Origin of the sequence: Citrobacter sp. wls706, from assembly GCF_005281305.1 — a bacterium.
GTDB classification, from domain to species: Bacteria; Pseudomonadota; Gammaproteobacteria; order Enterobacterales; family Enterobacteriaceae; genus Citrobacter; species Citrobacter werkmanii.
In genome coordinates this window covers 81,236-104,219 of the sequence record NZ_SZXG01000029.1, presented here as the reverse complement: position 1 = coordinate 104,219, position 22,984 = coordinate 81,236, and the positions used below count along the sequence as shown (strand labels likewise).

23 protein-coding genes are annotated in these 22,984 nt (G+C 53.1%); 5 read left to right on the top strand and 18 right to left on the bottom strand.

The genetic code is table 11. The features are described from left to right. Window positions 1–10 precede the first annotated feature (10 nt). On the top strand, window positions 11–757 hold the full coding sequence (locus FDW92_RS05410) for a GntR family transcriptional regulator (protein ID WP_042307383.1): 747 nt from the start codon (window positions 11–13) through the stop codon (window positions 755–757). On the opposite strand, the gene FDW92_RS05405 is transcribed toward FDW92_RS05410, so the two are convergent. The 3 genes from FDW92_RS05405 to FDW92_RS05395 are packed head-to-tail and all read right to left on the bottom strand — an operon-like array spanning window position 731 to window position 3,974. Then, on the bottom strand, window positions 731–1,699 hold the full coding sequence (locus FDW92_RS05405) for a PfkB family carbohydrate kinase (RefSeq protein ID WP_042307385.1): 969 nt from the start codon (window positions 1,697–1,699) through the stop codon (window positions 731–733). The genes FDW92_RS05410 and FDW92_RS05405 overlap by 27 nt on opposite strands. Beyond that, on the bottom strand, window positions 1,696–2,700 hold the full coding sequence (locus FDW92_RS05400; protein WP_042307388.1) for an ADP-ribosylglycohydrolase family protein: 1,005 nt from the start codon (window positions 2,698–2,700) through the stop codon (window positions 1,696–1,698). The genes FDW92_RS05405 and FDW92_RS05400 overlap by 4 nt, the downstream gene beginning before the upstream one ends. Next, window positions 2,697–3,974 carry a nucleoside permease gene (locus FDW92_RS05395; protein ID WP_042307390.1) on the bottom strand — a complete coding sequence of 426 codons (1,278 nt, stop codon included), beginning with the start codon at window positions 3,972–3,974 and terminating at the stop codon, window positions 2,697–2,699. Before FDW92_RS05395 ends, FDW92_RS05400 begins: the two co-directional genes overlap by 4 nt. Window positions 3,975–4,225: 251 nt before the next feature. On the opposite strand from FDW92_RS05395, the gene fbaB reads away from it, so the two are divergent. Then, complete coding sequence (gene fbaB / locus FDW92_RS05385; protein WP_006683855.1) at window positions 4,226–5,278, top strand: class I fructose-bisphosphate aldolase; 1,053 nt, start codon at window positions 4,226–4,228, stop codon at window positions 5,276–5,278. Window positions 5,279–5,299: 21 nt separating this feature from the next. On the opposite strand, the gene yegS is transcribed toward fbaB, so the two are convergent. The 7 genes from yegS to FDW92_RS05350 all read right to left on the bottom strand — a co-directional run bounded on the left by yegS (window position 5,300) and on the right by FDW92_RS05350 (window position 10,851). Next, window positions 5,300–6,199 carry a lipid kinase YegS gene (gene yegS / locus FDW92_RS05380; protein ID WP_042307392.1) on the bottom strand — a complete coding sequence of 300 codons (900 nt, stop codon included), beginning with the start codon at window positions 6,197–6,199 and terminating at the stop codon, window positions 5,300–5,302. Window positions 6,200–6,330: 131 nt separating this feature from the next. Next, on the bottom strand, window positions 6,331–7,062 hold the full coding sequence (artJ, locus tag FDW92_RS05375) for an arginine ABC transporter substrate-binding protein ArtJ (protein ID WP_042307394.1): 732 nt from the start codon (window positions 7,060–7,062) through the stop codon (window positions 6,331–6,333). A gap of 178 nt (window positions 7,063–7,240) precedes the next feature. After that, window positions 7,241–7,909: an arginine ABC transporter permease ArtM gene (gene artM, locus FDW92_RS05370; protein WP_003844364.1), complete on the bottom strand. Its 669-nt coding sequence runs from the start codon at window positions 7,907–7,909 to the stop codon at window positions 7,241–7,243. Further along, complete coding sequence (gene artQ, locus FDW92_RS05365; protein ID WP_042307396.1) at window positions 7,909–8,625, bottom strand: arginine ABC transporter permease ArtQ; 717 nt, start codon at window positions 8,623–8,625, stop codon at window positions 7,909–7,911. Before artQ ends, artM begins: the two co-directional genes overlap by 1 nt. Window positions 8,626–8,631: 6 nt before the next feature. Further along, the gene (artI, locus tag FDW92_RS05360; protein WP_003027298.1) at window positions 8,632–9,363 is read right to left on the bottom strand and encodes an arginine ABC transporter substrate-binding protein ArtI; all 732 of its coding nucleotides are present in this window, start codon (window positions 9,361–9,363) and stop codon (window positions 8,632–8,634) included. A 16-nt stretch (window positions 9,364–9,379) separates the two neighbouring features. Next, entirely contained in the window at window positions 9,380–10,108 is a 729-nt protein-coding gene (gene artP, locus FDW92_RS05355; RefSeq protein ID WP_003027295.1) for an arginine ABC transporter ATP-binding protein ArtP, read from the bottom strand. Between the two features lie 227 nt (window positions 10,109–10,335). Then, on the bottom strand, window positions 10,336–10,851 hold the full coding sequence (locus tag FDW92_RS05350; RefSeq protein WP_042307397.1) for a lipoprotein: 516 nt from the start codon (window positions 10,849–10,851) through the stop codon (window positions 10,336–10,338). 126 nt (window positions 10,852–10,977) lie between these two features. Between FDW92_RS05350 and FDW92_RS05345 the strand changes: the two genes are divergently transcribed. After that, window positions 10,978–11,301, top strand: coding sequence for a heavy metal-binding domain-containing protein (locus tag FDW92_RS05345; RefSeq protein WP_001160725.1), 324 nt, complete (start codon window positions 10,978–10,980; stop codon window positions 11,299–11,301). Further along, entirely contained in the window at window positions 11,298–12,128 is an 831-nt protein-coding gene (locus FDW92_RS05340) for an N-acetylmuramoyl-L-alanine amidase (RefSeq protein ID WP_137400580.1), read from the top strand. Before FDW92_RS05345 ends, FDW92_RS05340 begins: the two co-directional genes overlap by 4 nt. On the opposite strand, the gene FDW92_RS05335 is transcribed toward FDW92_RS05340, so the two are convergent. The 4 genes from FDW92_RS05335 to poxB all read right to left on the bottom strand — a co-directional run bounded on the left by FDW92_RS05335 (window position 12,125) and on the right by poxB (window position 17,433). Further along, window positions 12,125–13,138 (bottom strand): NAD(P)-dependent oxidoreductase, encoded by a 1,014-nt coding sequence (locus FDW92_RS05335; protein ID WP_042307400.1) that lies wholly within the window; start codon window positions 13,136–13,138, stop codon window positions 12,125–12,127. The two genes, FDW92_RS05340 and FDW92_RS05335, sit on opposite strands and share 4 nt — an antisense overlap. Before the next feature lie 97 nt (window positions 13,139–13,235). Beyond that, the gene (locus FDW92_RS05330) at window positions 13,236–14,666 is read right to left on the bottom strand and encodes an SDR family oxidoreductase (RefSeq protein WP_042307983.1); all 1,431 of its coding nucleotides are present in this window, start codon (window positions 14,664–14,666) and stop codon (window positions 13,236–13,238) included. Window positions 14,667–14,676: 10 nt separating this feature from the next. Beyond that, window positions 14,677–15,678, bottom strand: a complete 1,002-nt coding sequence (gene ltaE, locus FDW92_RS05325) for a low-specificity L-threonine aldolase (protein ID WP_038641868.1) — start codon at window positions 15,676–15,678, stop codon at window positions 14,677–14,679. Window positions 15,679–15,714: 36 nt separating this feature from the next. Continuing rightward, window positions 15,715–17,433: a ubiquinone-dependent pyruvate dehydrogenase gene (gene poxB / locus FDW92_RS05320; protein WP_042307401.1), complete on the bottom strand. Its 1,719-nt coding sequence runs from the start codon at window positions 17,431–17,433 to the stop codon at window positions 15,715–15,717. Between the two features lie 153 nt (window positions 17,434–17,586). Here poxB and FDW92_RS05315 point away from each other — a divergent pair, with 153 nt between their 5' ends. Continuing rightward, window positions 17,587–18,021, top strand: a complete 435-nt coding sequence (locus FDW92_RS05315) for a DoxX family protein (protein ID WP_042307402.1) — start codon at window positions 17,587–17,589, stop codon at window positions 18,019–18,021. 67 nt (window positions 18,022–18,088) lie between these two features. Here FDW92_RS05315 and hcr read toward each other — a convergent pair whose 3' ends face one another. The 4 genes from hcr to aqpZ form a co-directional block, all read right to left on the bottom strand. Then, a complete protein-coding gene (hcr, locus tag FDW92_RS05310) occupies window positions 18,089–19,057 on the bottom strand; it encodes an NADH oxidoreductase (protein ID WP_042307404.1) in 969 nt (322 codons plus the stop codon). A gap of 10 nt (window positions 19,058–19,067) precedes the next feature. Further along, window positions 19,068–20,720, bottom strand: coding sequence for a hydroxylamine reductase (gene hcp, locus FDW92_RS05305; protein ID WP_042307407.1), 1,653 nt, complete (start codon window positions 20,718–20,720; stop codon window positions 19,068–19,070). A 155-nt stretch (window positions 20,721–20,875) separates the two neighbouring features. After that, the gene (locus tag FDW92_RS05300; protein ID WP_042307409.1) at window positions 20,876–21,775 is read right to left on the bottom strand and encodes a lysine exporter LysO family protein; all 900 of its coding nucleotides are present in this window, start codon (window positions 21,773–21,775) and stop codon (window positions 20,876–20,878) included. Window positions 21,776–21,918: 143 nt separating this feature from the next. Beyond that, a complete protein-coding gene (gene aqpZ / locus FDW92_RS05295; RefSeq protein WP_042307410.1) occupies window positions 21,919–22,614 on the bottom strand; it encodes an aquaporin Z in 696 nt (231 codons plus the stop codon). Window positions 22,615–22,984: the final 370 nt, after the last annotated feature.

The following is a 22,984-nucleotide window of genomic DNA, read 5'->3' as shown; positions in this document are numbered from 1 at the left end:
AAAAAGATAAATGGAACAAGCGCATACCCAGCTTATCGCGCAACTGAATGAACGCATTGCAGCGGCAGATAACACGCCGCTGTATATGAAATTTGCGCAAACGGTGAAAAACGCTGTGCGCAGCGGGATTCTGGAGCATGGCAATATCCTGCCCGGCGAGCGTGATCTCAGCCAGTTGACTGGCGTGTCGCGGATTACGGTACGCAAGGCGATGCAGGCTCTGGAGGAAGAAGGCGTGGTGACACGCGCCCGCGGTTACGGGACGCAGATCAACAACATCTTCGAGTATTCGCTCAAAGAAGCGCGGGGTTTTTCGCAGCAGGTCGTTTTACGCGGAAAAAAACCAGATACGCTGTGGGTCAACAAGCGCATTGTGCCTTGCCCGGAAGAGGTGGCGCAGCAGTTGGCTGTTGCTGTCGGGAGTGAGGTCTTCCTGCTCAAACGTATTCGCTATGTCGATGAAGAAGCCGTTTCTATTGAAGAGTCATGGGTACCGGCCCAACTAATCCATGATGTGGATGCCATCGGCGTTTCGCTGTACGACTATTTTCGCAGCCAGCATATCTTCCCGCAGCGTACGCGTTCACGCGTCAGCGCCCGGATGCCAGACGCGGAGTTCCAGGCTCACATTCAAATGGACAGTAAAGTGCCGGTGCTGGTGATCAAGCAGGTAGCGCTTGACCAGCAGCAACGGCCCATTGAATACAGCATCAGCTATTGCCGAAGCGATCTATACGTCTTTGTGTGCGAGGAGTAACGCCTCTCGCGAGGGGGCGCAATCGCCGCCGCGATGCCCGACTACCCAGGAAGCCACCGCATTGCCCAGCAGTACCGCATCAGCCAGCGGCCAGCCTGACGCCAGTCCGGCCAGCATGCCGCCAGCGTGGCTGTCGCCCGCGCCAATGGTATCAACGACGGTGGTCTTAAATGCTGGCACGCAACCGGATGTTTGCGCGCTGAAATACCACGCGCCGTCTTTATCGTGGCGTATCACCACCGGCGCGGCGAAACGGCGCACCCACTCTGCTCCAAAACCCTCTACATCCTGGCTTAATGCAAACCGCTCGGCGGCAATTTCGGCCTCCTGTCGATTGAGCGATACTAGCGGGCGGCAGGCCATGATTCGCGCCATTAAGTCGTCTGAAATATCGCCGATTCGCGGACCAAAATCGATAAATGGCGTCACGTCTTCCAGACCTTCCAGCCACTGTACCAGCAGCTCGCCACATGGAGAGGTTAACTGATAGCCTGACAGATAGACCAGGCTGTTACGCGGGATGTTCAGACGCGCCAGCCAGTCGGCGTTCCACTGGTTTTCGACGCCGCTAAAAGACATAAAGGTACGTTCGCCATCCGGTTCCACCAGCGCCAGACACCAGCCGTTATCGCCTTCCGCGTTGTCGATCAGGCTATGCAATCCCTCTTTTGCCATCCGGTTGCGGATAATATCGGCCCATACCCCCTGACCCAGCGGTAGCGCATTGCTGGCGTTGATCTCTAAACGCCTGAGCGCCACGGCAATATTGAGCGCGCAGCCGCCAATGTTAACGCCTTGCTGTTTAAGCTCGATATCACATCCGCGCCAGGGGAGGGCATACGCATCGGCAATCACATCAATGACCGCTGCCCCCACCACCGTGACCGGCCTGTGTGAACCTAACTGCGGGAGAAGTTGTTGCAGACGCGAGGTGCTGTTCATAGCGCCTCCCGTTGTCCGCGCAGTCGCAGTAATCCGCTGGCATAGCGGGTAAAGTCCAGCTGATTTACCGCATCCAGTTCCTGTTTCAATGCCGGGTCAATCGCGCTTACGCCGTGCAATGCACCGCAAATAGCGGTCGCCATTGCTCCGATGGTGTCGGTATCGCCGCCAAGATTCGCGCACAGAATGGCGCAGCGGTTAGGATCGGTCTGCGACAGTTCGACCATCGCGATGGCGCAGGGCACGGACTCAATGGTGCTGGTTCCGGCCCCAACGACCTGGTACAACTGCTCGCTGGCGGACTCTATACCATCGGCATGACGGACGATTTTTAGCGCCAGTTCAAGGCGGGCAGAGAGCGAGGCGCTAAAGGTGGTGATCCGTTTTTGCTGCGCATGTCGGGCAATGGCAGGTAGCGCGTCAACAATCTCCGACCATTTTCCTCCGTCGATAGCACGCGACACCGCCCATGCGATGACGACTGCGCCGGCGATAGCCAGATCCGATTTATGCGTCGGGCTGGAGGCCAGTGCCACGTCATCAATAAAGGTATCGAGATCGCGCGCGGGCAGCAGACATCCCAGCGGCGAAACGCGCATTGCCGCCCCGTTAGTGACGCCATTATTTTCCAGTTCGGCAACAGGTTTGCCGTTGCGAATGGCATTTAGCGCAATTTTTGATGTTGGACCAAGCACGTTTTTATTAAAAGCATCGAAACGTTCGGCCCAGGCCAGAATATTGCGGCCAATAACGTCTGGGACTATCTTTCCGTCACATTCAAGCAGGGCATCAGCCAGACACAAGGCCATGGATGTGTCATCGGTAAATTCCGCCTGGTTAAAATAGCAGGCGGCATTATTTTCCGCAGGTCCAGGCAAGAAACGGTCGATCCAACCGAAGTGTGCTTTTACCCGGGTTCTTGGCCACAGTTCCGACGGCATGCCCATCGCATCCCCTAACGCCTGCCCATAAAGAGCACCGAGAATACGTTCTGCTTTCATTTCACTTCCCCTTGTTTCAACGCTACATCGCGATCATCCACCTTAATGGCGGTAATTTCTTTGTCTGATTCGCGAAAGAAAATCATAAACAGCACGGCAATGACGGCGATCATGATCGCGCCAAATCCCCACATGCCCGCCCAGTTGAAGGTGAGACCATTAACCGGTTCCTTATAGGCAAACATTTTTTCCATCATTACGCCGCCCAGACGATAACCCAGCAGGCTGCCGAATCCCTGACAGCAGAGCGTGATAAGCCCTTGCGCTGCGGTGCGCATGTGTACTGGCGCTTTTTTATCGACATAGATATAGGCCGTAACGTAGTAGAAGTCGTAACTGACGCCGTGTAGCAGAATGCCGAGAAACAGCAGGGCATAAGTGAAATATTCTTCCGCACCGCCGTAAACGAAGAATCCGTAGCGGATAGCCGCAGTAATAAGACCAAGCAATAATACCTTTTTAATGCCAAAGCGTTTGGTGAAGAACGGCAGCGCCAGCATAAAGAAGATTTCAGAGAACTGGCCCAGCGTCATCCAACCGGTGGCATTTTTCATCCCAACTTCTGTCAGATAACCGTTGGCGAAGATGTAATAAAACGCCAGCGGCATGGCAAACAGGAATGAGCAACAGAAAAAGACGAGGAAGTTCTTATCCCGCAGCAGGATCAGCGCATCCAGCCCCAGCATGACTTTGAAATCCATCTTGCCGGTACTTTTCGGCGGCGTATCCGGTAAAAAGAACGCAAAAACGCCTAACAGCGCGGAACTTCCGGCCGTGACAAGCAGGGGAATATTGGTGGGGGAAATATCGCTATAGCCGAGCATTTGCGGCAAGAAGCCGCAGGCCAAACCAGACGCAATCCAGCCAATGGTGCCCATCACGCGAATGCGTGGGAAATCACGCTCAACGTCCGGTACGTTGGCAAAAGCGATACTGTTGGTTAACGCAATTGTCGGCATGTAGGTCAGTGAATAGGCCAGTAACAGCGGGAAGAATCCGCTGAAGGTGGTTTGCTGCGCGGCGAAGTACATCAGGATAGCGCCGACAAACATCAACACGGCGAGGACTTTTTGCGCTGAGAAGAAGCGGTCAGTGATAGAGCCAACCAGAATCGGCGACAGGATCGCGGCAATGGCGGTACAGGCGTATGACCAACCAATTTCACCCGCGGTAAAGCCACTTTTGCTGAGCCACAGCCAAAGTGGGACAAACCAGGCGCCCCAGATAAACCACTCAACAAACATCATGAACGACAGCTTAACTGTAGTTTTCATCTTTAAATCCTTCATGACAGGTAAGGTACGCGTTGATAGTACCACCTGATAATACCTTTAAAATACCTTTGTGGTCTAAATTTGACCGCCTTAACACTATTTCTTCCTGAATCGTTCCAGCGGAAATCGCTGAAAAGTGCGCTAAAGATGGAAAAAAAGCGCAGTCGGTACCAGGCTTATTGCTGCCCGCAAAAAGCGGGTCAGGATAATTCACATTCCGATTATTAATCGGAACTTACGGGAGCATAGCTATGACTGATATTGCGCAGTTGCTTGGCAAAGATGCCGACAGCCTTTTACAGCATCGTTGTATGACCATTCCTTCTGACCAACTTTACCTGCCAGGACATGATTACGTCGATCGCGTAATGGTTGATAACAACCGTCCGCCAGCCGTACTGCGTAATATGCAGACGCTGTATAACACGGGCCGTCTGGCCGGAACAGGGTACCTGTCGATTCTTCCGGTGGACCAGGGCGTGGAGCATTCCGCCGGGGCATCGTTTGCGGCTAACCCGTTGTACTTTGATCCAAAGAATATCGTGGAACTGGCAATCGAAGCAGGGTGTAACTGCGTGGCATCGACTTATGGCGTGCTGGCTTCTGTTTCCCGCCGTTACGCGCACCGCATTCCGTTCCTTGTGAAGATTAACCACAACGAAACGCTCAGTTATCCCAATACGTTTGACCAGACGCTATACGCCAGCGTCGAGCAGGCGTTCAATATGGGCGCGGTTGCGGTCGGGGCGACAATCTATTTCGGTTCTGAGGAGTCTCGCCGTCAGATTGAAGAGATTTCTGCCGCGTTTGAGCGTGCCCATGAACTGGGTATGGTCACCGTACTGTGGGCTTATCTGCGTAACTCCGCGTTTAAGAAAGACGGCGTGGATTATCACGTCTCCGCCGATCTCACCGGTCAGGCTAACCATCTGGCAGCCACCATTGGGGCGGATATTGTGAAGCAGAAAATGGCGGAAAATAACGGCGGATACAAAGCCGTTAACTTTGGCTACACCGACGATCGCGTCTACAGCAAGCTGACCAGCGATAACCCGATTGACCTGGTACGCTATCAGTTGGCGAACTGCTATATGGGGCGCGCCGGATTAATTAACTCTGGCGGCGCTGCCGGTGGAGAAACCGATCTGAGCGATGCGGTACGTACGGCGGTCATTAATAAACGTGCTGGCGGTATGGGGCTGATCCTTGGACGCAAAGCTTTCAAGAAAACCATGGCCGACGGCGTTAAGCTGATTAACGCCGTGCAGGATGTTTATCTGGACAGCAAAGTCACCATTGCCTGATTCCGGCGGGGTGCCGTTTTGTTAGCGCAACAACGGGCAACCCGGCGGCAGTCTGCAACGTAGCGCCGCGGGCAGGATTTCAATATGAAATTCCTGTCCGCTGAGCGGTTCGCCATCAAGATTAAAGGTAATTTCGTGTGGGGCGCGGATATCAAACCACGATGAAGCGCCATCAATGATATTAGGGTTGTCTTCAGATTGCGTTAACGCTGAAAGCAGCCCAGGCAGCAACTCCTCGCCGGTGAAAATGCGCAGTTGCAGCAGACCGTCGTTAATCAGCGCCGTCGGGCAAAGCTGTTGTCCACCACCGGCCTGGCGGCCATTACCAATCCCAATCACCAGCGCTTTGCCCTGCCAGTGAAAATCTTCTCCACGGATGTCGCAGACGTCGGGCTTGAGCGTATCCATGCGCATTAAACCGTGAATAAAATACGATACGCCGCCCAGCGCGGCTTTGAGTTTTTCTGGCGTTTCGGTGGTGATGCGTGTACCGAAGCCGCCGGTCGCCATATTGATAAAACAGGTTTTATCATTGACCTGTACCATATCTATTTCAGCGGCATTTGCGGCAATAGCCAGTTTTAACGCTTTATCAAGGTCGTCGGGTATACCCACGCTGGTGGCAAAGTCATTCGCCGTTCCCAACGGTAAAATACCCAGGGCGGGAATATTGCCCCCCTGCGACTGGATTAGCGCTGTCGAGACTTCGTTGATCGTGCCGTCGCCGCCGCCGGCAATCACCGTTGCAACGCCTAATCGACGCGCTTCATCCACGTAACGTTGAGCGTCGCCTTTTTCCCAGGTGACGCGAACATGGATTTCCACACCCTCATCACGCAGATTTGCAATGGCGTCACGTAGGGGAAGATTATCAGCACTTTTTCCATTGAGGATCAGCAAGCTGGCAGGAAACGCTATCATCCTTATGCCTCATTCTTTATCGTTTTAACTAGTGTATGCCATGAATGCATTTATGGCGTAAGAACTGACTGAAAGCGCAGACGAAGAGATAAAAAAAAGCCGCGGTTGCGGCTTTTCAGATTGAGCGGAAATTACTGCGGGAACCACTGATCGCTGATTTTTTGGTAGGTGCCGTCCGCTTTGATGGCGGCCAGCGCGTTATTCAGTTTTTCCAGCAGGGCTTTGTTATCCGGGCGAACCGCAATGCCAAGACCTGTACCGAAGTATTGTGGGTCGGTCACTTTGTCGGTAGCCACGCCTAACTGCGGGTTAGTTTTCAGCCACTCGTTAACGACGGCGGTATCGCCAAATACGCCATCAATACGGCCATTTTTCAGGTCGATAATCGCATTCTGATAGCTGTCATAGGCCACGGTTTTCACTTCAGGATGTTTGTCCTGCAGGTATTTCTGGTGCGTGGTGCCGTTTTCCATACCGATGCGTTTTCCTTTCAGATCGGCAAAGGTTTTATAGGTATCTTTTTTGGCAATAACCAGCGCGGAGTTAGCATAGTAAGGCTGAGTGAACGCAACCTGTTTGCTACGCTCAGGCGTGATATCCATTCCGGAAATCACTGCATCATATTTTTTGAATTTCAGCGCGGGGATCAGGCTGTCGAAAGCATGATTGGTAAAAGTACATTCCGCCTGCATTTGTTTGCACAGCGCCGTTGCCAGGTCAATGTCAAAACCAACAATTTTGTTGCTCGCGTCCAGCGATTCAAATGGCGGATAAGTCGCTGATACACCAAAGCTAATTTTATCAGCGGCTGAGGCGCCAGCGGCGAAAGTAGCCAGTAATGCGGCCAGTACTAACTTTTTCATGGTGGAACTCCCGTCTGTCAATCTTATGATGATTTACCGTGTCTGCGGCGTGAATTAACAATGCCATTTAATGAATTTATATGCAATAAAAATGATTAAGTATTTTATCGATATAAAAAAAGACGGGCGGTTGTTAGACTTGCCCGTCTTTTATTTTTCGCTTTATGCAGTTATCGGCTTAATTCCGGTGTTCAAACGCCAGCGCTTTACGTTCGATTAAGCGCATCATCAGCGTCAGCAAACCGTTGACGATCAGGTAAATCACGCCCGCCGCGCCGAAGACCATGACGTCATAAGTGCGACCATACAGCAGTTGGCTGTAGCCCATGACTTCCATCAGCGTGATGGTGTAAGCCAGTGAGGTACTTTTAAACACCAGCACCACTTCGTTGGAATACGAGGAGAGGGCGCGTTTAAAGGCGTATGGCAACAGAATCGCCAGCGTATCCTTTTTGCTCATCCCTAATGCACCGCATGACTGCCACTGACCTTCCGGGATGGCGCGGATAGCGCCGTAGAACAGCTGCGTGGTGTAAGCCGCACTGTTTAACGACAGCGCAATTAACGCGCACAGCCACGGTTCGGAGAGCAGATGCCACAGTACCGGATATTCCTGCAGCGTCGGGAACTGTCCTGGCCCGTAGTAGATCAGGAAGATTTGCACCAGCAATGGCGTACCGGTAAACAGCGTGATATAGGCGCGGACCAGCCAGACCAGTACCGGCGTTTTTAGCGTCAGGATGACGGTAAAAATCAGCGCCAGCACCAGAGCAACCACGATGGAGGCAACCGTCAGCGTCAGGCTGGTATGCAGCCCTTTCAACAATTCAGGTAAATACTCAAGCATCAGCCTGGTCTCCGCTCAAAACGTGTCGCGCGCAGGTCAATGCGTTTGAGAATGTACTGACTCACCAGCGTAATCACCAGGTAAATAGCCGCCGCCACAATGTACCAGGTAAATGGCTCCTGGGTACGCGTGGCAATGCTTTTGGTTTGCAGCATCAGATCGTTCACGCTGATCAGGCTGACCAGCGCGGTATCTTTCAGCAATACCAGCCACTGGTTACCCAGTCCCGGCAGAGCGTGACGCCACATCTGCGGCATCACCAGGCGAAAGAAGATCGCGGTTTTAGATAAACCCAACGCCTGACCCGATTCCCATTGTCCGAGTGGTACGGCCTTCAATGCGCCACGCAGCGTTTGCGACGCATAGGCGGCGTACAGTAACGACAGCGCAATCACACCGCACAGGAACGGACTGACGTCGAAGTTTTCGATCTGCATCTGTACCGGGATGTCTACAAACCCGAGATTAATCGTAAAACCATCGGCCAGCGTCAGCAGCAGTTGCGAGGAGCCGAAATAGATAAACAGAACCACCAGAATTTCTGGTAACCCGCGCAGAATGGTAACCAGCGCTGAACCTGCCCATGCCACCGGACGCCATTTTACGGACTCCCAGACGGCAAAAAACATGGCGAGCGCGAGGCCAATGATTAGCGCACAAACCGCAAGGCCGACGGTCATCCCGGCGGCGCTTGCTAACGGAAAAAATTCATTCATCAAATATTACTTCTGGAACCATTTGTTGTAGATGGTCTCGTAAGTCCCATCTTTCTTCACTTTTTCCAGTGCAGCGTTAAATTTCTGCTGCAGCTCAGTGTTGCCCTGACGCACCGCGATGCCCAGACCCGTACCGAAGTAATCTTTATCCGTCACTTTGTCGCCAACCGCAGCCAGTTTTGGATTGTCTTTCAGCCACTCGGTTACCACTGCGGTATCACCGAATACACCGTCAATGCGACCGTTTTGCAGATCGAGTTTGGCATTCTGATAGCTGTCATATGGTACGGTGGTCACTTCCGGATGCTTATCCATGATGAATTTCTGGTGCGTAGTCCCGTTTTGTACGCCAACTTTTTTGCCTTTCAGCTGATCAATGCTGGTGTATTTACCCTGCTGGCCAACAAACAGCGCAGAGTTGTCGTAGTAAGGGGTGGTAAACAGGACCTGTTTTTCACGCTCAGGCGTGATGTCCATGCCTGCCATCACTGCGTCAAAACGACGGAATTTCAGGCTTGGGATCAGGCTGTCGAATGCCTGATTGGTAAACGTACAGGTAGCATCGATCTCTTTACACAGCGCGTTCGCCAGATCAACGTCAAAACCTACGATCTTGTTATTCGCATCGATAGATTCAAACGGAGGATAAGACGCTTCGGTAGCGAAACGAATGGTTTGGGCTGCGGTAGCGGAAAGGCTAAAACCTGCGATTAGCGCGGCAATCAGAACTTTTTTCATTGTATTGTCCCGAATCTTAGTGAGAAAGATAGTTTTTAAACGCTTCGGTTTGCGGGTTGGCAAAGCAGCTCGCATCCCCAAACTCGACGATATGACCGTTTTCCATATACACCACACGACTGGCCGTTTTACGAGCAACTTCCACTTCGTGGGTGACGATCACCTGAGTAATGTTGGTTTCCGCCAGCTCACGAATGATGCTGACGATTTGCGCGGTAATTTCCGGATCAAGCGCGGCGGTCGGTTCGTCAAACAGCAGTACCTGTGGTTCCATCATCAACGCGCGGGCAATTGCCACACGCTGCTGCTGGCCGCCGGAGAGATGCAGCGGATAACGATCGCTGTAGGGCTTCAGACGCAGACGTTCGAGCAGTTTCTCGGCGCGCGCCATTGCCTGCTCTTTTGTCAGACCGAGCACACGGCAGGGCGCTTCAATCAGATTCTGTACAACCGTGAGGTGCGGCCAAAGATTATATTGCTGAAAAACCATACCCACGTTCTGGCGCAGATCGCGAATAGCTTTATCTGACGGCGTTTTCGTGAAGTCGAAACGGTTACCCGCAATAGAGAGCGTGCCCGAGCGCGGCATCTCAAGCAGGTTGAGTACGCGCAGTAGCGAGCTTTTCCCGGCTCCACTAGGGCCAAGTAACACCAGTGTTTCACCCTGAGGGCAATCCAGCGTGATATCGAACAGCGCCTGATGTGCGCCGTAGAAGCAGTTAATGCCGTTTAATTGAATACTCATTGACACTCGTATGCTGGCAGTCTGATAGCTATTGAAGCCGCAGATACTACCTTTGACAGAATAGTTATGCAATATTTATGCGTTAAAAGTTAAATGCAAACCGCATTCTTATCTAAACATAGCACAAAATAGCGGGGCCACCAGCGGGCAAGAATAATTGTCGGCATTCTATGCAGAATGCCAGACAATTTATGGGGTTTATGAAACAGGCGGGTGAATGGGGGCGACTAGCGGTTTTCCACAGACTGGCGCAGCGTCCCGGCTGGCGCGTGTACGCTGCCGCCCAGATAGCGGACGTCGTCTACTACCCAGCACTGGCCTTCGCGGATCATCAGCACTTCGTCACGCCAGCTTTGGTCACCCTGTTTCAGCTCTACGCGCAGCGGAATGTTGCGTGCATCACTATTCGGAATAGTCGATGCGCTGGCGACGCTGGCTCTATCTGGTAACGTAGAGCGGCTAGAGAACGGATCGCTGTTAAACAGATCGCGATGCGCGTTATCACGGCTGGCATCGGTCAGCAGTTTAGCCAGATTGTCGCTGAGGTATGGACGAAGGGCGGTAATGTCATTGTTTCGATGCTGAATACGGTAATCATAGAATTGTTGAGCCACGCTGTCTGGCCCGCCTTCTACGCATGCACCGCTACGCGTGCCGTTATCTTTATAGGCCGGAGTCACGGTAGTACAGGCGCTGAGAAGTAGTGCACATGGAACCAGCAGAGAGAGTTTCGAGTAGCGCATAATGATTTCCTTATTAGCTTTCTACTATTAGTGTTCTACGTTGATAGAATATATCCTTTCAATGATAGTGGATCGGTTCGATAATGCTTTTGAGATCGTGCTCTTAGCGCAAAAAGGAGATTAACCATGCAGTTTTCAACTACCCCAACGCTTGAAGGGCAGAGCATCGTGGAATACTGCGGTGTGGTGACGGGTGAAGCCATTTTAGGCGCGAATATCTTCCGTGATTTCTTCGCTGGCATTCGCGATATTGTCGGCGGCCGCTCCGGCGCGTATGAAAAAGAGTTGCGCAAAGCGCGCGAAATTGCTTTTCAGGAGCTGGGTGAACAGGCGAAAGCGCTGGGTGCTGATGCGGTCGTCGGTATCGACATTGATTACGAAACCGTGGGTAAAGATGGCAGCATGTTGATGGTGAGCGTCAGCGGTACTGCGGTGAAAACTCGCCGATGAAGCGTCTGTTGTGGCTGCTGGCATTGACGCTGCTGCTGGCGGGCTGCGCTGGCGAAAAAGGGATTGTCGATAAAGAAGGATATCAGTTGGATACCCGCCGTCAGGCGCAGGCCGCTTACCCGCGCATTAAAGTGCTGGTTATCCATTACACGGCCGATGATTTTGACGCTTCTCTGGCTACGCTGACCGATAAAAACGTCAGTTCACACTATTTGATCCCGGCTGTGCCGCCGCTTTATCACGGCAAGCCGCGTATCTGGCAACTGGTCCCGGAAAAAGATTTGGCCTGGCATGCGGGGATTAGTTTCTGGCGCGGCGCGACGCGGATTAACGATACCTCGATTGGCATTGAGCTGGAAAACCGCGGCTGGCAAAAATCGGCGGGAACGAAATATTTTGCCCCGTTTGAGCCAGCGCAGATTCAGGCGTTGATCCCACTGGCGAAGGACATTATTGCTCGCTACGACATCAAGCCGCAAAACGTGGTGGCTCATGCGGACGTCGCACCGCAGCGTAAGGACGATCCTGGCCCATTGTTTCCATGGAAACAGCTGGCTGCACAGGGAATCGGCGCATGGCCAGACGCCCAGCGCGTGGCGTTTTATCTCAACGGGAGAGCGCCGTCTACGCCGGTAGACACTGCATCGTTACTCGATCTGCTGTCGCGCTACGGTTATGAGGTAAAACCTGATATGACGCCGCGTGAACAGCAGCGGGTGATTATGGCCTTTCAGATGCACTTCCGCCCGACGTTGTGGAACGGCGTGGCGGACGCAGAAACTCAGGCGATTGCCGAAGCGTTACTGGAGAAATACGGGCAGGGTTAACGCGGTAGCTTACCGTGGTCGCGCAGCCAGGCTGCGGTACGCTCAATCCCTTCATCCAGCGTGACGATGGGCTGATAACCTAACTCTTCCTGCGCGCGGGTGGTATCCAGCGTAAAGTCAAAATTCAGCTTCGATACGCCGTAGTGTGTAAGCTTTGGCTCTTTCGCCGATTTATTGCCCAGACGCTCCATGCTGCGGGCAATCATGTCCAGCATCGGGTAGGGCACCGAGCGGATTCGGCAATCAATATTCAACTCGTCGATCAGCTTCTGCACGATACTGCGCAGCGTTCGATGCTCGCCGTTAGTAATGTTGTATGCGCGGCCTGACGGCAGCTTATCGCAAGCTTCCTGGCTTACCAGCCACATTGCGTGTACCGCGTTCTCATAATAGGTCATATCCACCAACGCACTTCCACCGTGCGGCAACAGGATGCTGCCGTAGTGGTACATCATGTGGGCCAGACGGGGGATAAAAACTTTATCGTGAGGTCCGAACAGACTTTGTGGACGCAATACCGTGAAGCGGGTCTGCGGGTTAGCCTGCGCGAGCAATGCAATCACATCTTCACCAGCCGCTTTACTGCGGGCGAATTCATTGGCGAAGCGATGTGGTCGGAAGTCCTCTTTGATATCCCGATGGTGGTGATAGTCAAAATAGAGCGACGGAGAGGAGATATGGATAAAGTTACGTACGCCCCAGGCAACGGCCCATTCGCCCAGACGGCGGGTAGCACGAACGTTGGCCAGATCGAAGGCTTCCTGCGTTCCCCATGGTGAGGTAAAACTGGAGCAGTGCCACAGCGTGTCGATACCTGCGAGCATGACTTTTGCCTGCGAAGAGACCAGTTCGGTCAAATCCGCATGCACAAATTCTGCGCCCATTTTCTCCAGCAGCTTGCCCATCGCTTCGTTGCGACCGGTGGCTCTGACGCTGACGCCTTTGCTGCATAGAAACTCAACCGCATTTCGGCCCAAGCCGCTGGTGGCTCCGGTAACCAGTACCTTCATATCAATCCACTGTGTTTAAAAAACATCGTGCGCATTCTTCCGTGAAATACGCCTGTATGCAATGGGAAACGTGAAAGAATACAGTCTCTTTTTGTCATTAGTCTGTGATTTGTTCTGCAAGTTTGGCGATACGCTTTGCCATCCCTCTGAAAATGAACAGATGAGCCGGGATCATCAACAACCAGTAGAAGAGACCGGGCATGCCGTGCGGATGCCACCAGGCGCGTACATCGATGCGCCGATGATCGCCTTTATCTTCCAGTGTAAAGCTTAAACGGCCTAATCCCGGCGCTTTCATGCCAAACAGCAGCGTGAGCTGCTTTTCTGGCTCAACGATGATCACTTTCCAGCTATCCACGGCATCGCCAACCTGCAACAACGGGTTTTCCGGGCGGCCTTTTGCCAGCTTATGGCCGACCAGCAGGTCCAGCGCGGCGCGCGTCTTCCACAAAAAATTGCCAAAGAAATAGCCCTCTTTCCCGCCGAGTCGGTTCACCAACTGCCACAGCGCTTTCAGGCTGGCGGAGGTGTCGACGCTAAAGCCAGCCTGTTTGGCAAAATAGCCATATTCGGGACGCCAGCGGGCGAATGCCTGAGCGTCATACCCCCAGTCGCTGGAGTTAACCAACTTCTGTTCTTCTTTCAGCGTGCTGCGCACTGCGTCATCAAAGGGGATCAGCTTTTGTGGGATCAGCGCGCGTAGCTCAGCGTCATCGGCCAGCAAGTCATGCTTTAAGCCTTGTATCAGCGCCTTTGCCGTAGTGGACGGTACCGACGTAATAACATTCAAAAACCACACCGAAATCCAACTGGTCGGAAAGGGGATAGGGATCAACAAGCGGTGCTTGCCGCTGACTGCCATAAAATGTTCGAACTGTTCCTGATAGCTTAATACCTGCGGCCCTGCGGCTTCGAGTATGCGGTGATGGCTTGTGGGATGGTCCAACAGCGCCACCAGATAGTACATCAAATTTTCCAGCGCGATGGGCGTGGTACGCGAACGTACCCAGCGCGGAGGCGTAAGTACCGGCAGGTTGTAGACCATATCGCGCATTACTTCAAAAGCGGCGGAACCCGCCCCGACGATAATGCCTGCACGCAGTTCGGTCACCGGTACGTCTGACTCGCGCAAAGTGTCTGCGGTTATCTGTCGCGCACGCAGATGATCGGATTGTTCATGCCGGGGAGCCTGCAACGAGCTCAGGAAAATAAGCTGTTTGACGGGGATGCTACGTAGCGCATCACGCACGTTCATCGCGACCTGGCGCTCATGAGCGATAAAATCACCGCCTTCACCCATGCCATGGACCAGATAATAAACCGTATCAACATCCGTCAGCAGCGGCGTCAGGTTATCAGGCCAGGTTAAGTCGACTTTGTGGCAACTGACGTTAGCCAGTTGCAGTTTTTCCAGACGTTCAATACGGCGTGCCGCAGCCAGCACCTGGTGCCCTTGCTGGCTGAGCGCCTGTACCAGATGCTGACCAATGTAGCCACTGGCGCCAAGAACCAAAATCCGTTGCGGCACGCCCATCTCCTTAGCGAGTTAAAAAAGCGCGCCAGTGGGCGGCGACTTCGGCAAGTTGTTCACGCGATACGTCCAGATGCATCACCAGGCGTACAATTGGGGAGGCGTTAATCAGTACGCCTTGCGCCTTCATATACTCGCCCAGCGCAGCAGCGTGCTCTTCGCCAACGCGGACAAACAGCATGTTGGTATCGTGACGCATGACGTCTGCGCCTGCTTCGCGCAGCTGTTCCGCCATCCAGGCCGCATTGTCATGGTCTTCCTGTAAACGCGCCACGTTATTTTTCAACGCATACAGTCCGGCCGCAGCCAGAATCCCGGCCTGACGCATTCCGCCGCCGGTCATTTTACGCCAGCGGATGGCGCGTTTAATGTAGTCGTGACTACCGACCAGCAGTGAGCCTACCGGCGTCCCCAGACCTTTGGAGAGACAAATGGTGAACGAGTCGCAGTATTGCGTGATCTCTTTCAGCTCACAGCCGTAAGCAACGACGGCGTTAAAAATACGCGCGCCATCAACGTGCAGAGCCAGATTGCGCTCACGAGTGAATTCCCAGGCATCTTTCAGATACTCGCGTGGCAGCACTTTGCCGTTGTGGGTGTTTTCCAGACTAAGCAGACGTGTGCGGGCAAAATGGATATCATCCGCTTTGATTTTTGCCGCCACTTTGTCCAGCGGTAAGGTGCCATCCGGCGCGGCATCGATAGGCTGCGGCTGGATGCTGCCGAGCACCGCAGCGCCACCCGCTTCGTAGAGATAGTTATGTGCGCCCTGGCCTGCGATATACTCTTCACCGCGCTGACAGTGGCTGAGCAGCGCAACCAGGTTCGCCTGAGTGCCGGTAGGTAAGAAAATAGCAGCTTCTTTGCCAGAAAGCTCAGCAGCGTATTGCTGGAGAGCGTTAACGGTAGGGTCATCTCCGTATACGTCGTCCCCGACCGGGGCCGCCATCATCTCTTCCAGCATGGCGCGGCTCGGCCGGGTTACGGTATCACTGCGTAAATCAATCACGGGCATTCCTTTTTTAGTGAGGTAATGCCCTCTGTTTTACCTGAGCCAGTTAGTTTTCGCCAGTTCCATCACTTCATCACCGCGTCCACTGATGATTGCGCGCAACATATACAGGCTAAAACCTTTCGCTTGTTCGAGTTTGATCTGCGGCGGGATGGCTAACTCTTCTTTCGCCACCACCACATCAACCAGTACCGGACCGTCAATCGACATCGCCCTTTGCAGTGCCTCATCGACCTCTGAGGATTTCTCCACACGAATGCCCGTAATGCCGCAGGCTTCGGCAATCCGCGCGAAGTTGGTGTCGTGCAGCTCCGTACCGTCGGTCAGATAACCGCCAGCCTTCATCTCCATCGCCACAAATCCCAGTACGCTGTTGTTGAAGACGATAATCTTTACTGGCAGCTTCATCTGGACAACCGACAGAAAATCGCCCATCAGCATGCTAAAACCACCGTCACCGCACATGGCGATGACCTGGCGTCCCGGTTCGGTCGCTTGTGCGCCGAGTGCCTGTGGCATAGCGTTCGCCATCGACCCGTGATTAAACGACCCGAGAAGGCGACGTTTGCCGTTCATTTTCAGATAGCGTGCAGCCCAAACCGTTGGGGTACCAACATCGCAGGTAAAGATAGCGTCGTCAGCGGCAAAATGGCTGATCTGCTGCGCCAGATACTGCGGATGAATGGCTTTATCGCTCGGTTTGGCTAAATCATCCAGACCCTTGCGCGCCTCACGATAGTGCTCCAGCGCTTTGTCTAAAAACTTCCGCTCGGTTTTTTCCTCCACCAACGGCAACAGGGCGCGGAGAGTGGATTTAATATCGCCCACCAGCGCCATATCAACTTTACTGTGCGCGCCGATGCTCGCCGGATTGATATCAATCTGAATAATTTTGGCGTCGGTGGGGTAGAACGGGCGATAGGGAAACTGGGTGCCGAGCAGGATCAGCGTGTCGGCATTCATCATGGTGTGGAATCCGGATGAAAAGCCAATCAGCCCGGTCATACCGACGTCGTATGGGTTGTCGTATTCGACGTGCTCTTTACCCCGCAGGGCGTGGACAATCGGCGCTTTGATTTTTGCCGCAAACTCTACCAGTTCTTGATGCGCACCGGCACAGCCGCTGCCGCACATCAGGGCGATATTGCTGGAATAACGCAGTAGTTGCGCCAGTTTTCTGAGTTCTTCTTCTTCCGGTGTGACGACCGGTAACGGCGCATGATACCAGTGCGTGCTGGCGCTTTCCGGCGCTGGCTTCAGCGCGACGTCGCCGGGTAATACCACCACCGAGACGCCACGATTTAATACGGCTTTACGCATGGCAATGGCGAGTACCTGCGGGATCTGTTCAGGGCTGGAAACCAGCTCGCAATAGTGGCTACATTCGCGGAACAACTCTTGCGGGTGGGTCTCCTGAAAATAACCGCTGCCGATCTCGCTGGAAGGGATATGTGCGGCAATCGCCAGGACCGGAACATGGTTGCGGTGGCAATCAAACAGACCATTGATCAGGTGCAGGTTGCCCGGTCCACATGAACCGGCACAGACGGCCAGTTCGCCGGTTAGTTGCGCTTCTGCGCCAGCGGCGAAGGCGGCAACTTCTTCATGACGGGTCGGCATCCAGTCAATCGTTCCCATGCGATTGAGACTGTCACTGAGGCCATTTAATGAATCACCCGTTACGCCCCAAATGCGTTTAACGCCAGCTTGTTCGAGGGTTTTAGCAATAAAAGCGGCAACCGTTTGTTTCATGGTTTTCCATCTCCTTTAATGTGATACCGGTTACAAGTTTAGATGAAGATGATAGTTATGCTTCTCATTTCCCCCTTATTTTCGGCAGCTTACATTTCGAGCAGATAACGCGTAGTTTGATATCTGGCATGGTGAAACAAGGAATGAATTCAAATGGTTACTAAACTATTAAATGCAGTTAACCGAACGCTGACTCATGAAGACTTTGGCAAGTTTCTGTTACGCATCGCCGTTGGTGGATTGATGCTGTTTCATGGCTTACATAAATTGTTCTCCGGTATTGATGGCATCAGCGGCATGCTGGTAGCGAAAGGTTTTCCGGGCTTTATTGCTTACGGCGTTCTGTTGGGGGAAGTCGTTGCGCCTTGCCTGATTATCCTTGGGATCCTGACCCGTCCGGCGGCGTTGGGGCTGGCCTTTACGATGGTGGTGGCATGGCTGATGGTCGGGATGGGCGAAACCTGGTCACTGGATAAAACTGGCGCATGGGCGATTGAGAGTCTGGTGTACTTTTTTATCGGTGCGCTGGCTGTCGCGTTTTTAGGGGCGGGGCGTTTCTCGGTGGCAAGGAATTCGGCCTGGCGGTAAAAAAAGGCCGGATATGGCGTAAACGCATTATCCGGCCTGGAGCAGCTACGAAGGGGTATTTTATAGGTTAAGCGAGTACTAAATCACCCTGCGGATGACAGGAGCAGGCCAGTACATAGCCTTCGGCTATTTCTGCATCCGTCAGCGTCATGGTGCTGCTGACCGTGTAGTTACCGTCAACCACTTTGGTTTTGCAGCAGCCGCAAACGCCCGCACGACATGCGGCAACGACCGGCACTTTATTGCTTTCCAGCGCTTCCAGCAGCGTACTGCCCACCGGCGCGTAAAACTCTTTTGCCGGTTGCAGCTTGGTGAACTTCAGACCGCTGGTGGCGGCCTCGGCAACCGGCGTGAAGAACTGCTCTTTAAAGAAGCGCGTCACGCCCAGCGCTTTGACTTCTTTTTCGACCAGATCCATATACGGCGCCGGGCCGCAGGTCATCACGGTACGAGAGACCAGATCCGGCACGCTTTTCAGCAGATCGGTCGTCAGTCGGCCAGAAACAAAACCGTGGGTGGCATTGTTTTCAGCGACTAAGGTCACCGGATATTCGCGCCATTCGTCGGCAAAAATAACATCTTGCGGTGAACGAACGTTAAAGATCACCTGCACATCGGCCTGTGGGCGGTACTTTGCCAACCAGCGACGCATTGACATGATTGGCGTAACGCCGCAACCGGCAGCCAGCATCAGGAACTTATCTTCCGCCTTATCTTCACAGGTAAATTCACCCATGGCATCGGACAGCCAGATATAGTCGCCGCGCTTCACGTCGCGGGTCAGCCACTGTGAGCCTGCACCATCGTCAATCCGGCGAACAGTCAGCGTGATGTACTCGCTTACTCCCGGTGTAGATGAAATGGTGTAAGCACGCAGGGTCTCCGCTGAATTACGTACGCTGACCAGTGCATACTGCCCGGCGCGGTACGGATAATAGTCGTGGCACAGCAACGAAATTGTCCATACATCCGGCGTTTCCTGATGGATGTGATGCACCTGCATCCGCCATGGGCACTGATGAGTTGGCATTGTCATTCTTTACTCCTTACGCGCTCAGCAGCTGCTTCATGTCTTCTTCAACGGTGGTTACGGAACGCAGGCCGAATTTTTCGTTGAGCACAGCCAGCAGATCCGGCGTAAAGAAGCCAGGCGCAGTCGGGCCAGTGACGATGTTTTTCACGCCCAGCGACAGCAGGGTCAGCAGAATCACAATCGCTTTCTGTTCAAACCAGGAGAGCACCAGAGACAGCGGCAGATCGTTTACGCCGCAGCCCAGCTTCTCTGCCAGAGTGACCGCCAGGATGATGGCAGAGTAAGCATCGTTACACTGACCGGCATCGACCAGACGCGGCAGACCCTCGATATCGCCGAACTCCAGTTTGTTGAAACGGTATTTACCGCACGCCAGGGTCAGGATCAGGCAATCGTCCGGTACGCTGGTGGCGAAGTCGGTGAAGTAGTTACGTTCGCCGCGCGCGCCGTCGCAGCCGCCGACCAGGAAGATGTGACGCAATTTTTCACGGCTGACCAGGTCGATTAAGGTATCAGCAGCGCCCAGCAGCGTCTGGCGACCGAAACCTACGGTGATCAGGTGCGGGATTTCGCTGTACGGGAAGCCAGCCATCTGCTGCGCCTGAGCAATAACCGGACCGAAGTTGTCGCCTTCGAGGTGGCTCACGCCCGGCCAGCCGACGATGCTACGGGTCCAGATACGGTCGTCGTAAGCACCCACTGTCGGGTCGATGATGCAGTTAGAGGTCATCACGATTGGGCCTGGGAAGCGAGCGAACTCAACCTGCTGGTTCTGCCAGCCGCTGCCGTAGTTACCGATCAGGTGTTTGAACTTACGCAGTTCCGGGTAGCCGTGTGCTGGCAGCATTTCACCGTGGGTATAGACGTTAACGCCGGTACCTTCAGTCTGCTCCAGCAGGTTGTAAAGATCTTTCAGGTCGTGACCGGAGATCAGGATGCATTTACCAACGGTTGCTTTAACATTGACCTGAGTCGGCGTCGGGTGACCGTATTTGGTGGTTTCACCGGCGTCCAGGATGCTCATTACTTTGAAGTTCATCTGGCCGATTTCCATAGAACACTCCAGCAGAGCGTTCATGTCGGAAGGCCAGGTTCCCAGCCACGCCATGATTTTGTGGTACTGAGCATAGATGTCGTTGTCGTACTGGCCGAGAACGTGCGCGTGTTCCATATAGGCCGCCGCACCTTTCAGACCGTACAGGCACAGCAGGCGCAGGCCGAGAATGTTCTCGCCAATCGTCGCTTTGTCTTTGTTCGGGGTAAATTCCGCTGCCTGACGTTGCAGATCGCCCAGATCGTCGCTGACCAGTTGCAGGTCCGCCATCGGGTTGTCGACCGCTGCGTTCGCATCAATGTTCAGACATTGTGCTTTCAGCGCTTCACGCAGGGCAATCGCTTCGCGGGCATAGCCGACGATACGCGGGGAGTCGAAGTTAACGTTGGTCAGGGTAGAGAAGAACGCGCGCGGGGCAAAGTTATCAATTTCATGGTCGATGATGCCGTATTCACGCGCTTTAACAGCCCATGCAGACAGACCTTGTAGGGAAGCAATCAGCAGATCCTGCAAATCGGAGGTTTCAGCCGTTTTACCGCACATACCCTGCGCGTAAGAGCAGCCGTTCCCTGCCGGAGTACGGATGGTTTGTTCACATTGCACACAAAACATGGTCACACCTTTTAAAGTTATATTTAATATACATGTTTAAGGTTATGCCTGTGCGCGCAGGGATAAAAGGGATTTCTGCTACAACTTGCAAGGAGATTGATTTAGCGCAATTTTGGCGGTAGCTGACTACCGCCAGAGAGGTATTTGAGTGAGGGTCAGGCGGAGAAAAATGCCATCAGCAGAGGGACTAACAGACTCAGGATAAAACCGTGCACGATGGCTGCCGGAACCATTTCCAGTCCGCCGCTGCGTTGTAAAACTGGCAGGGTGAAATCCATCGATGTGGCCCCGCATAGCCCCAACGCGGTAGAGCGACTGCGGCCCACCATGCCGGGAATCAACATAATGGCAATCAGTTCACGCGCCAGGTCATTAAAAAAGGCGGCACTCCCAATCACCGGCCCGAACGACTCGGTTAACAGAATACCGGACAGCGAATACCAGCCAAAACCTGACGCCATCGCCAGCGCGGTTTTTACCGGCAGGCCGAGGATCAACGCATTGATAACCCCCGCCAGCATCGAACTGGCGACGACGACGACGGCCACAATCATGCCCCGGCGATTCAACACGATTTGCTTGAGGGTCATGCCGCTGTTGCGAAGTTGAATCCCCACCAGGAACAGTAAAAAGATTAATGTATATTCGCTGGCTTCGGTGGCGTGCTGCAAAAAGGAAAGACCGGTGAGACCCAGCAGGAAACCCACCACAACAACCCCGCAAAGCTGGAGCGACTCAAACGCCATCGCGATTCGCGACGGGAGTTTCTCTTGCTGGTGGTTATGCCGCCAGGGCAGTGAACGCTCCAGCCAGAATAGCGCGGCGATATTACACAGCAAAATGACCGTCACGCTGACAGCAGAATAATGAAGTATGGCTAACAGGTTGCTGGCGAGATTATCCAGAAACGCCAGGCTGATGCCCATAAAAAAGAGAATAAGGTAGACGATCCAACTCAACAGACGATTGATGAGTTTTAATGCGCCCATATGCCGAAGTGGAATAAGGTAGCCCACAATAAGGGGAACCAGAATGATTAACAGCCCTGAAAACATGAAAGCCCGATCCTTGCTGAGATGTAAGACGAAATGCGCCAGCACACACTACTCAATGCAAAGAGGGGAGTAAAGTTGCAAATAAAAGGAAATATAGAGAGGAAAAAAAAGACCTGACTTTCGCCAGGCCTTTTTGTTATCGATTAATCACGTTTTTCCAGCAGAGTGCGGTAAATAAGACCGCCGAGAACCCCACCGATAATCGGCATAACCCAGAAGAACCACAATTGTTGCAATGCCCAGCCGCCCTGGAAGATGGCAACTGCAGTACTACGTGCCGGGTTTACGGAGGTATTAGTGACTGGAATGCTGATCAAGTGGATTAATGTTAACGCCAGACCAATCGCAATAGGTGCAAAACCTGCCGGAGCATGTTTGTCGGTCGCGCCGTGGATCACTAATAAGAAGCCAGCGGTAAGAATAATTTCAATTACAACAGCAGAAAGCATGGAATAACCGCCTGGTGAATGATCACCAAAGCCGTTCGAGGCAAAACCGCTGGCGGTTGCATCAAAACCTGCTTTACCGCTGGCAATAAGATACAGGGCCGCTGCTGCAACAATACCGCCCACAACCTGAGCAATAACATATCCAATAACGTCTTTCGCCGGGAAGCGACCGCCAGCCCATAAACCGAAGGTCACTGCCGGGTTAAAATGGCCACCTGAAATATGGCCTACGGCATAGGCCATAGTTAATACGGTCAGACCAAATGCCAATGCGACACCGGCAAATCCAATTCCCAATTCCGGGAATGCTGCGGCCAGTACTGCGCTACCGCACCCACCAAAGACGAGCCAAAACGTACCGAAGAATTCGGCTGCTAATTTCCTGAACATAACCACCTCAATTAAAAGTTCCGGGTTTGTGTTCCTTGCCCGGTAATTCATCGCTTAAAGGGACGATGATGAAAGAGCGGGTATTTTAGAAAAAAACATCATCCCTTCGCCAGTTAAATTGATGAAAAAATTTGATTTAAGGCAATATGTCGTGATTCCTTTTTGAATATTCGATGAATGAAGCATAGTTCAATTAGCTAAAAATGATGATTGAGCTTAGAAATTATAATCACAGGGAAACATAAGAAGAATATTCTTAATTTTTTGGGTTTCTGCGATTAACCTCCTGATGATATCGGGTGCTCTGAGCGCCCGGTTAACGTTATACTCCTGATAACTTGAAGGAAAAAGTTAGCATTTCCGGAGGCTA

Coding starts and splice junctions, on each gene's coding strand:
- FDW92_RS05410 (WP_042307383.1), top strand. CDS start 11: ATGGAACAAGCGCATACCCAGCTTATCGCGCAACTGAATGAACGCATT.
- FDW92_RS05405 (WP_042307385.1), bottom strand. CDS start 1,699: ATGAACAGCACCTCGCGTCTGCAACAACTTCTCCCGCAGTTAGGTTCA.
- FDW92_RS05400 (WP_042307388.1), bottom strand. CDS start 2,700: ATGAAAGCAGAACGTATTCTCGGTGCTCTTTATGGGCAGGCGTTAGGG.
- FDW92_RS05395 (WP_042307390.1), bottom strand. CDS start 3,974: ATGAAAACTACAGTTAAGCTGTCGTTCATGATGTTTGTTGAGTGGTTT.
- fbaB (WP_006683855.1), top strand. CDS start 4,226: ATGACTGATATTGCGCAGTTGCTTGGCAAAGATGCCGACAGCCTTTTA.
- yegS (WP_042307392.1), bottom strand. CDS start 6,199: ATGATAGCGTTTCCTGCCAGCTTGCTGATCCTCAATGGAAAAAGTGCT.
- artJ (WP_042307394.1), bottom strand. CDS start 7,062: ATGAAAAAGTTAGTACTGGCCGCATTACTGGCTACTTTCGCCGCTGGC.
- artM (WP_003844364.1), bottom strand. CDS start 7,909: ATGCTTGAGTATTTACCTGAATTGTTGAAAGGGCTGCATACCAGCCTG.
- artQ (WP_042307396.1), bottom strand. CDS start 8,625: ATGAATGAATTTTTTCCGTTAGCAAGCGCCGCCGGGATGACCGTCGGC.
- artI (WP_003027298.1), bottom strand. CDS start 9,363: ATGAAAAAAGTTCTGATTGCCGCGCTAATCGCAGGTTTTAGCCTTTCC.
- artP (WP_003027295.1), bottom strand. CDS start 10,108: ATGAGTATTCAATTAAACGGCATTAACTGCTTCTACGGCGCACATCAG.
- FDW92_RS05350 (WP_042307397.1), bottom strand. CDS start 10,851: ATGCGCTACTCGAAACTCTCTCTGCTGGTTCCATGTGCACTACTTCTC.
- FDW92_RS05345 (WP_001160725.1), top strand. CDS start 10,978: ATGCAGTTTTCAACTACCCCAACGCTTGAAGGGCAGAGCATCGTGGAA.
- FDW92_RS05340 (WP_137400580.1), top strand. CDS start 11,298: ATGAAGCGTCTGTTGTGGCTGCTGGCATTGACGCTGCTGCTGGCGGGC.
- FDW92_RS05335 (WP_042307400.1), bottom strand. CDS start 13,138: ATGAAGGTACTGGTTACCGGAGCCACCAGCGGCTTGGGCCGAAATGCG.
- poxB (WP_042307401.1), bottom strand. CDS start 17,433: ATGAAACAAACGGTTGCCGCTTTTATTGCTAAAACCCTCGAACAAGCT.
- FDW92_RS05315 (WP_042307402.1), top strand. CDS start 17,587: ATGGTTACTAAACTATTAAATGCAGTTAACCGAACGCTGACTCATGAA.
- hcr (WP_042307404.1), bottom strand. CDS start 19,057: ATGACAATGCCAACTCATCAGTGCCCATGGCGGATGCAGGTGCATCAC.
- hcp (WP_042307407.1), bottom strand. CDS start 20,720: ATGTTTTGTGTGCAATGTGAACAAACCATCCGTACTCCGGCAGGGAAC.
- FDW92_RS05300 (WP_042307409.1), bottom strand. CDS start 21,775: ATGTTTTCAGGGCTGTTAATCATTCTGGTTCCCCTTATTGTGGGCTAC.
- aqpZ (WP_042307410.1), bottom strand. CDS start 22,614: ATGTTCAGGAAATTAGCAGCCGAATTCTTCGGTACGTTTTGGCTCGTC.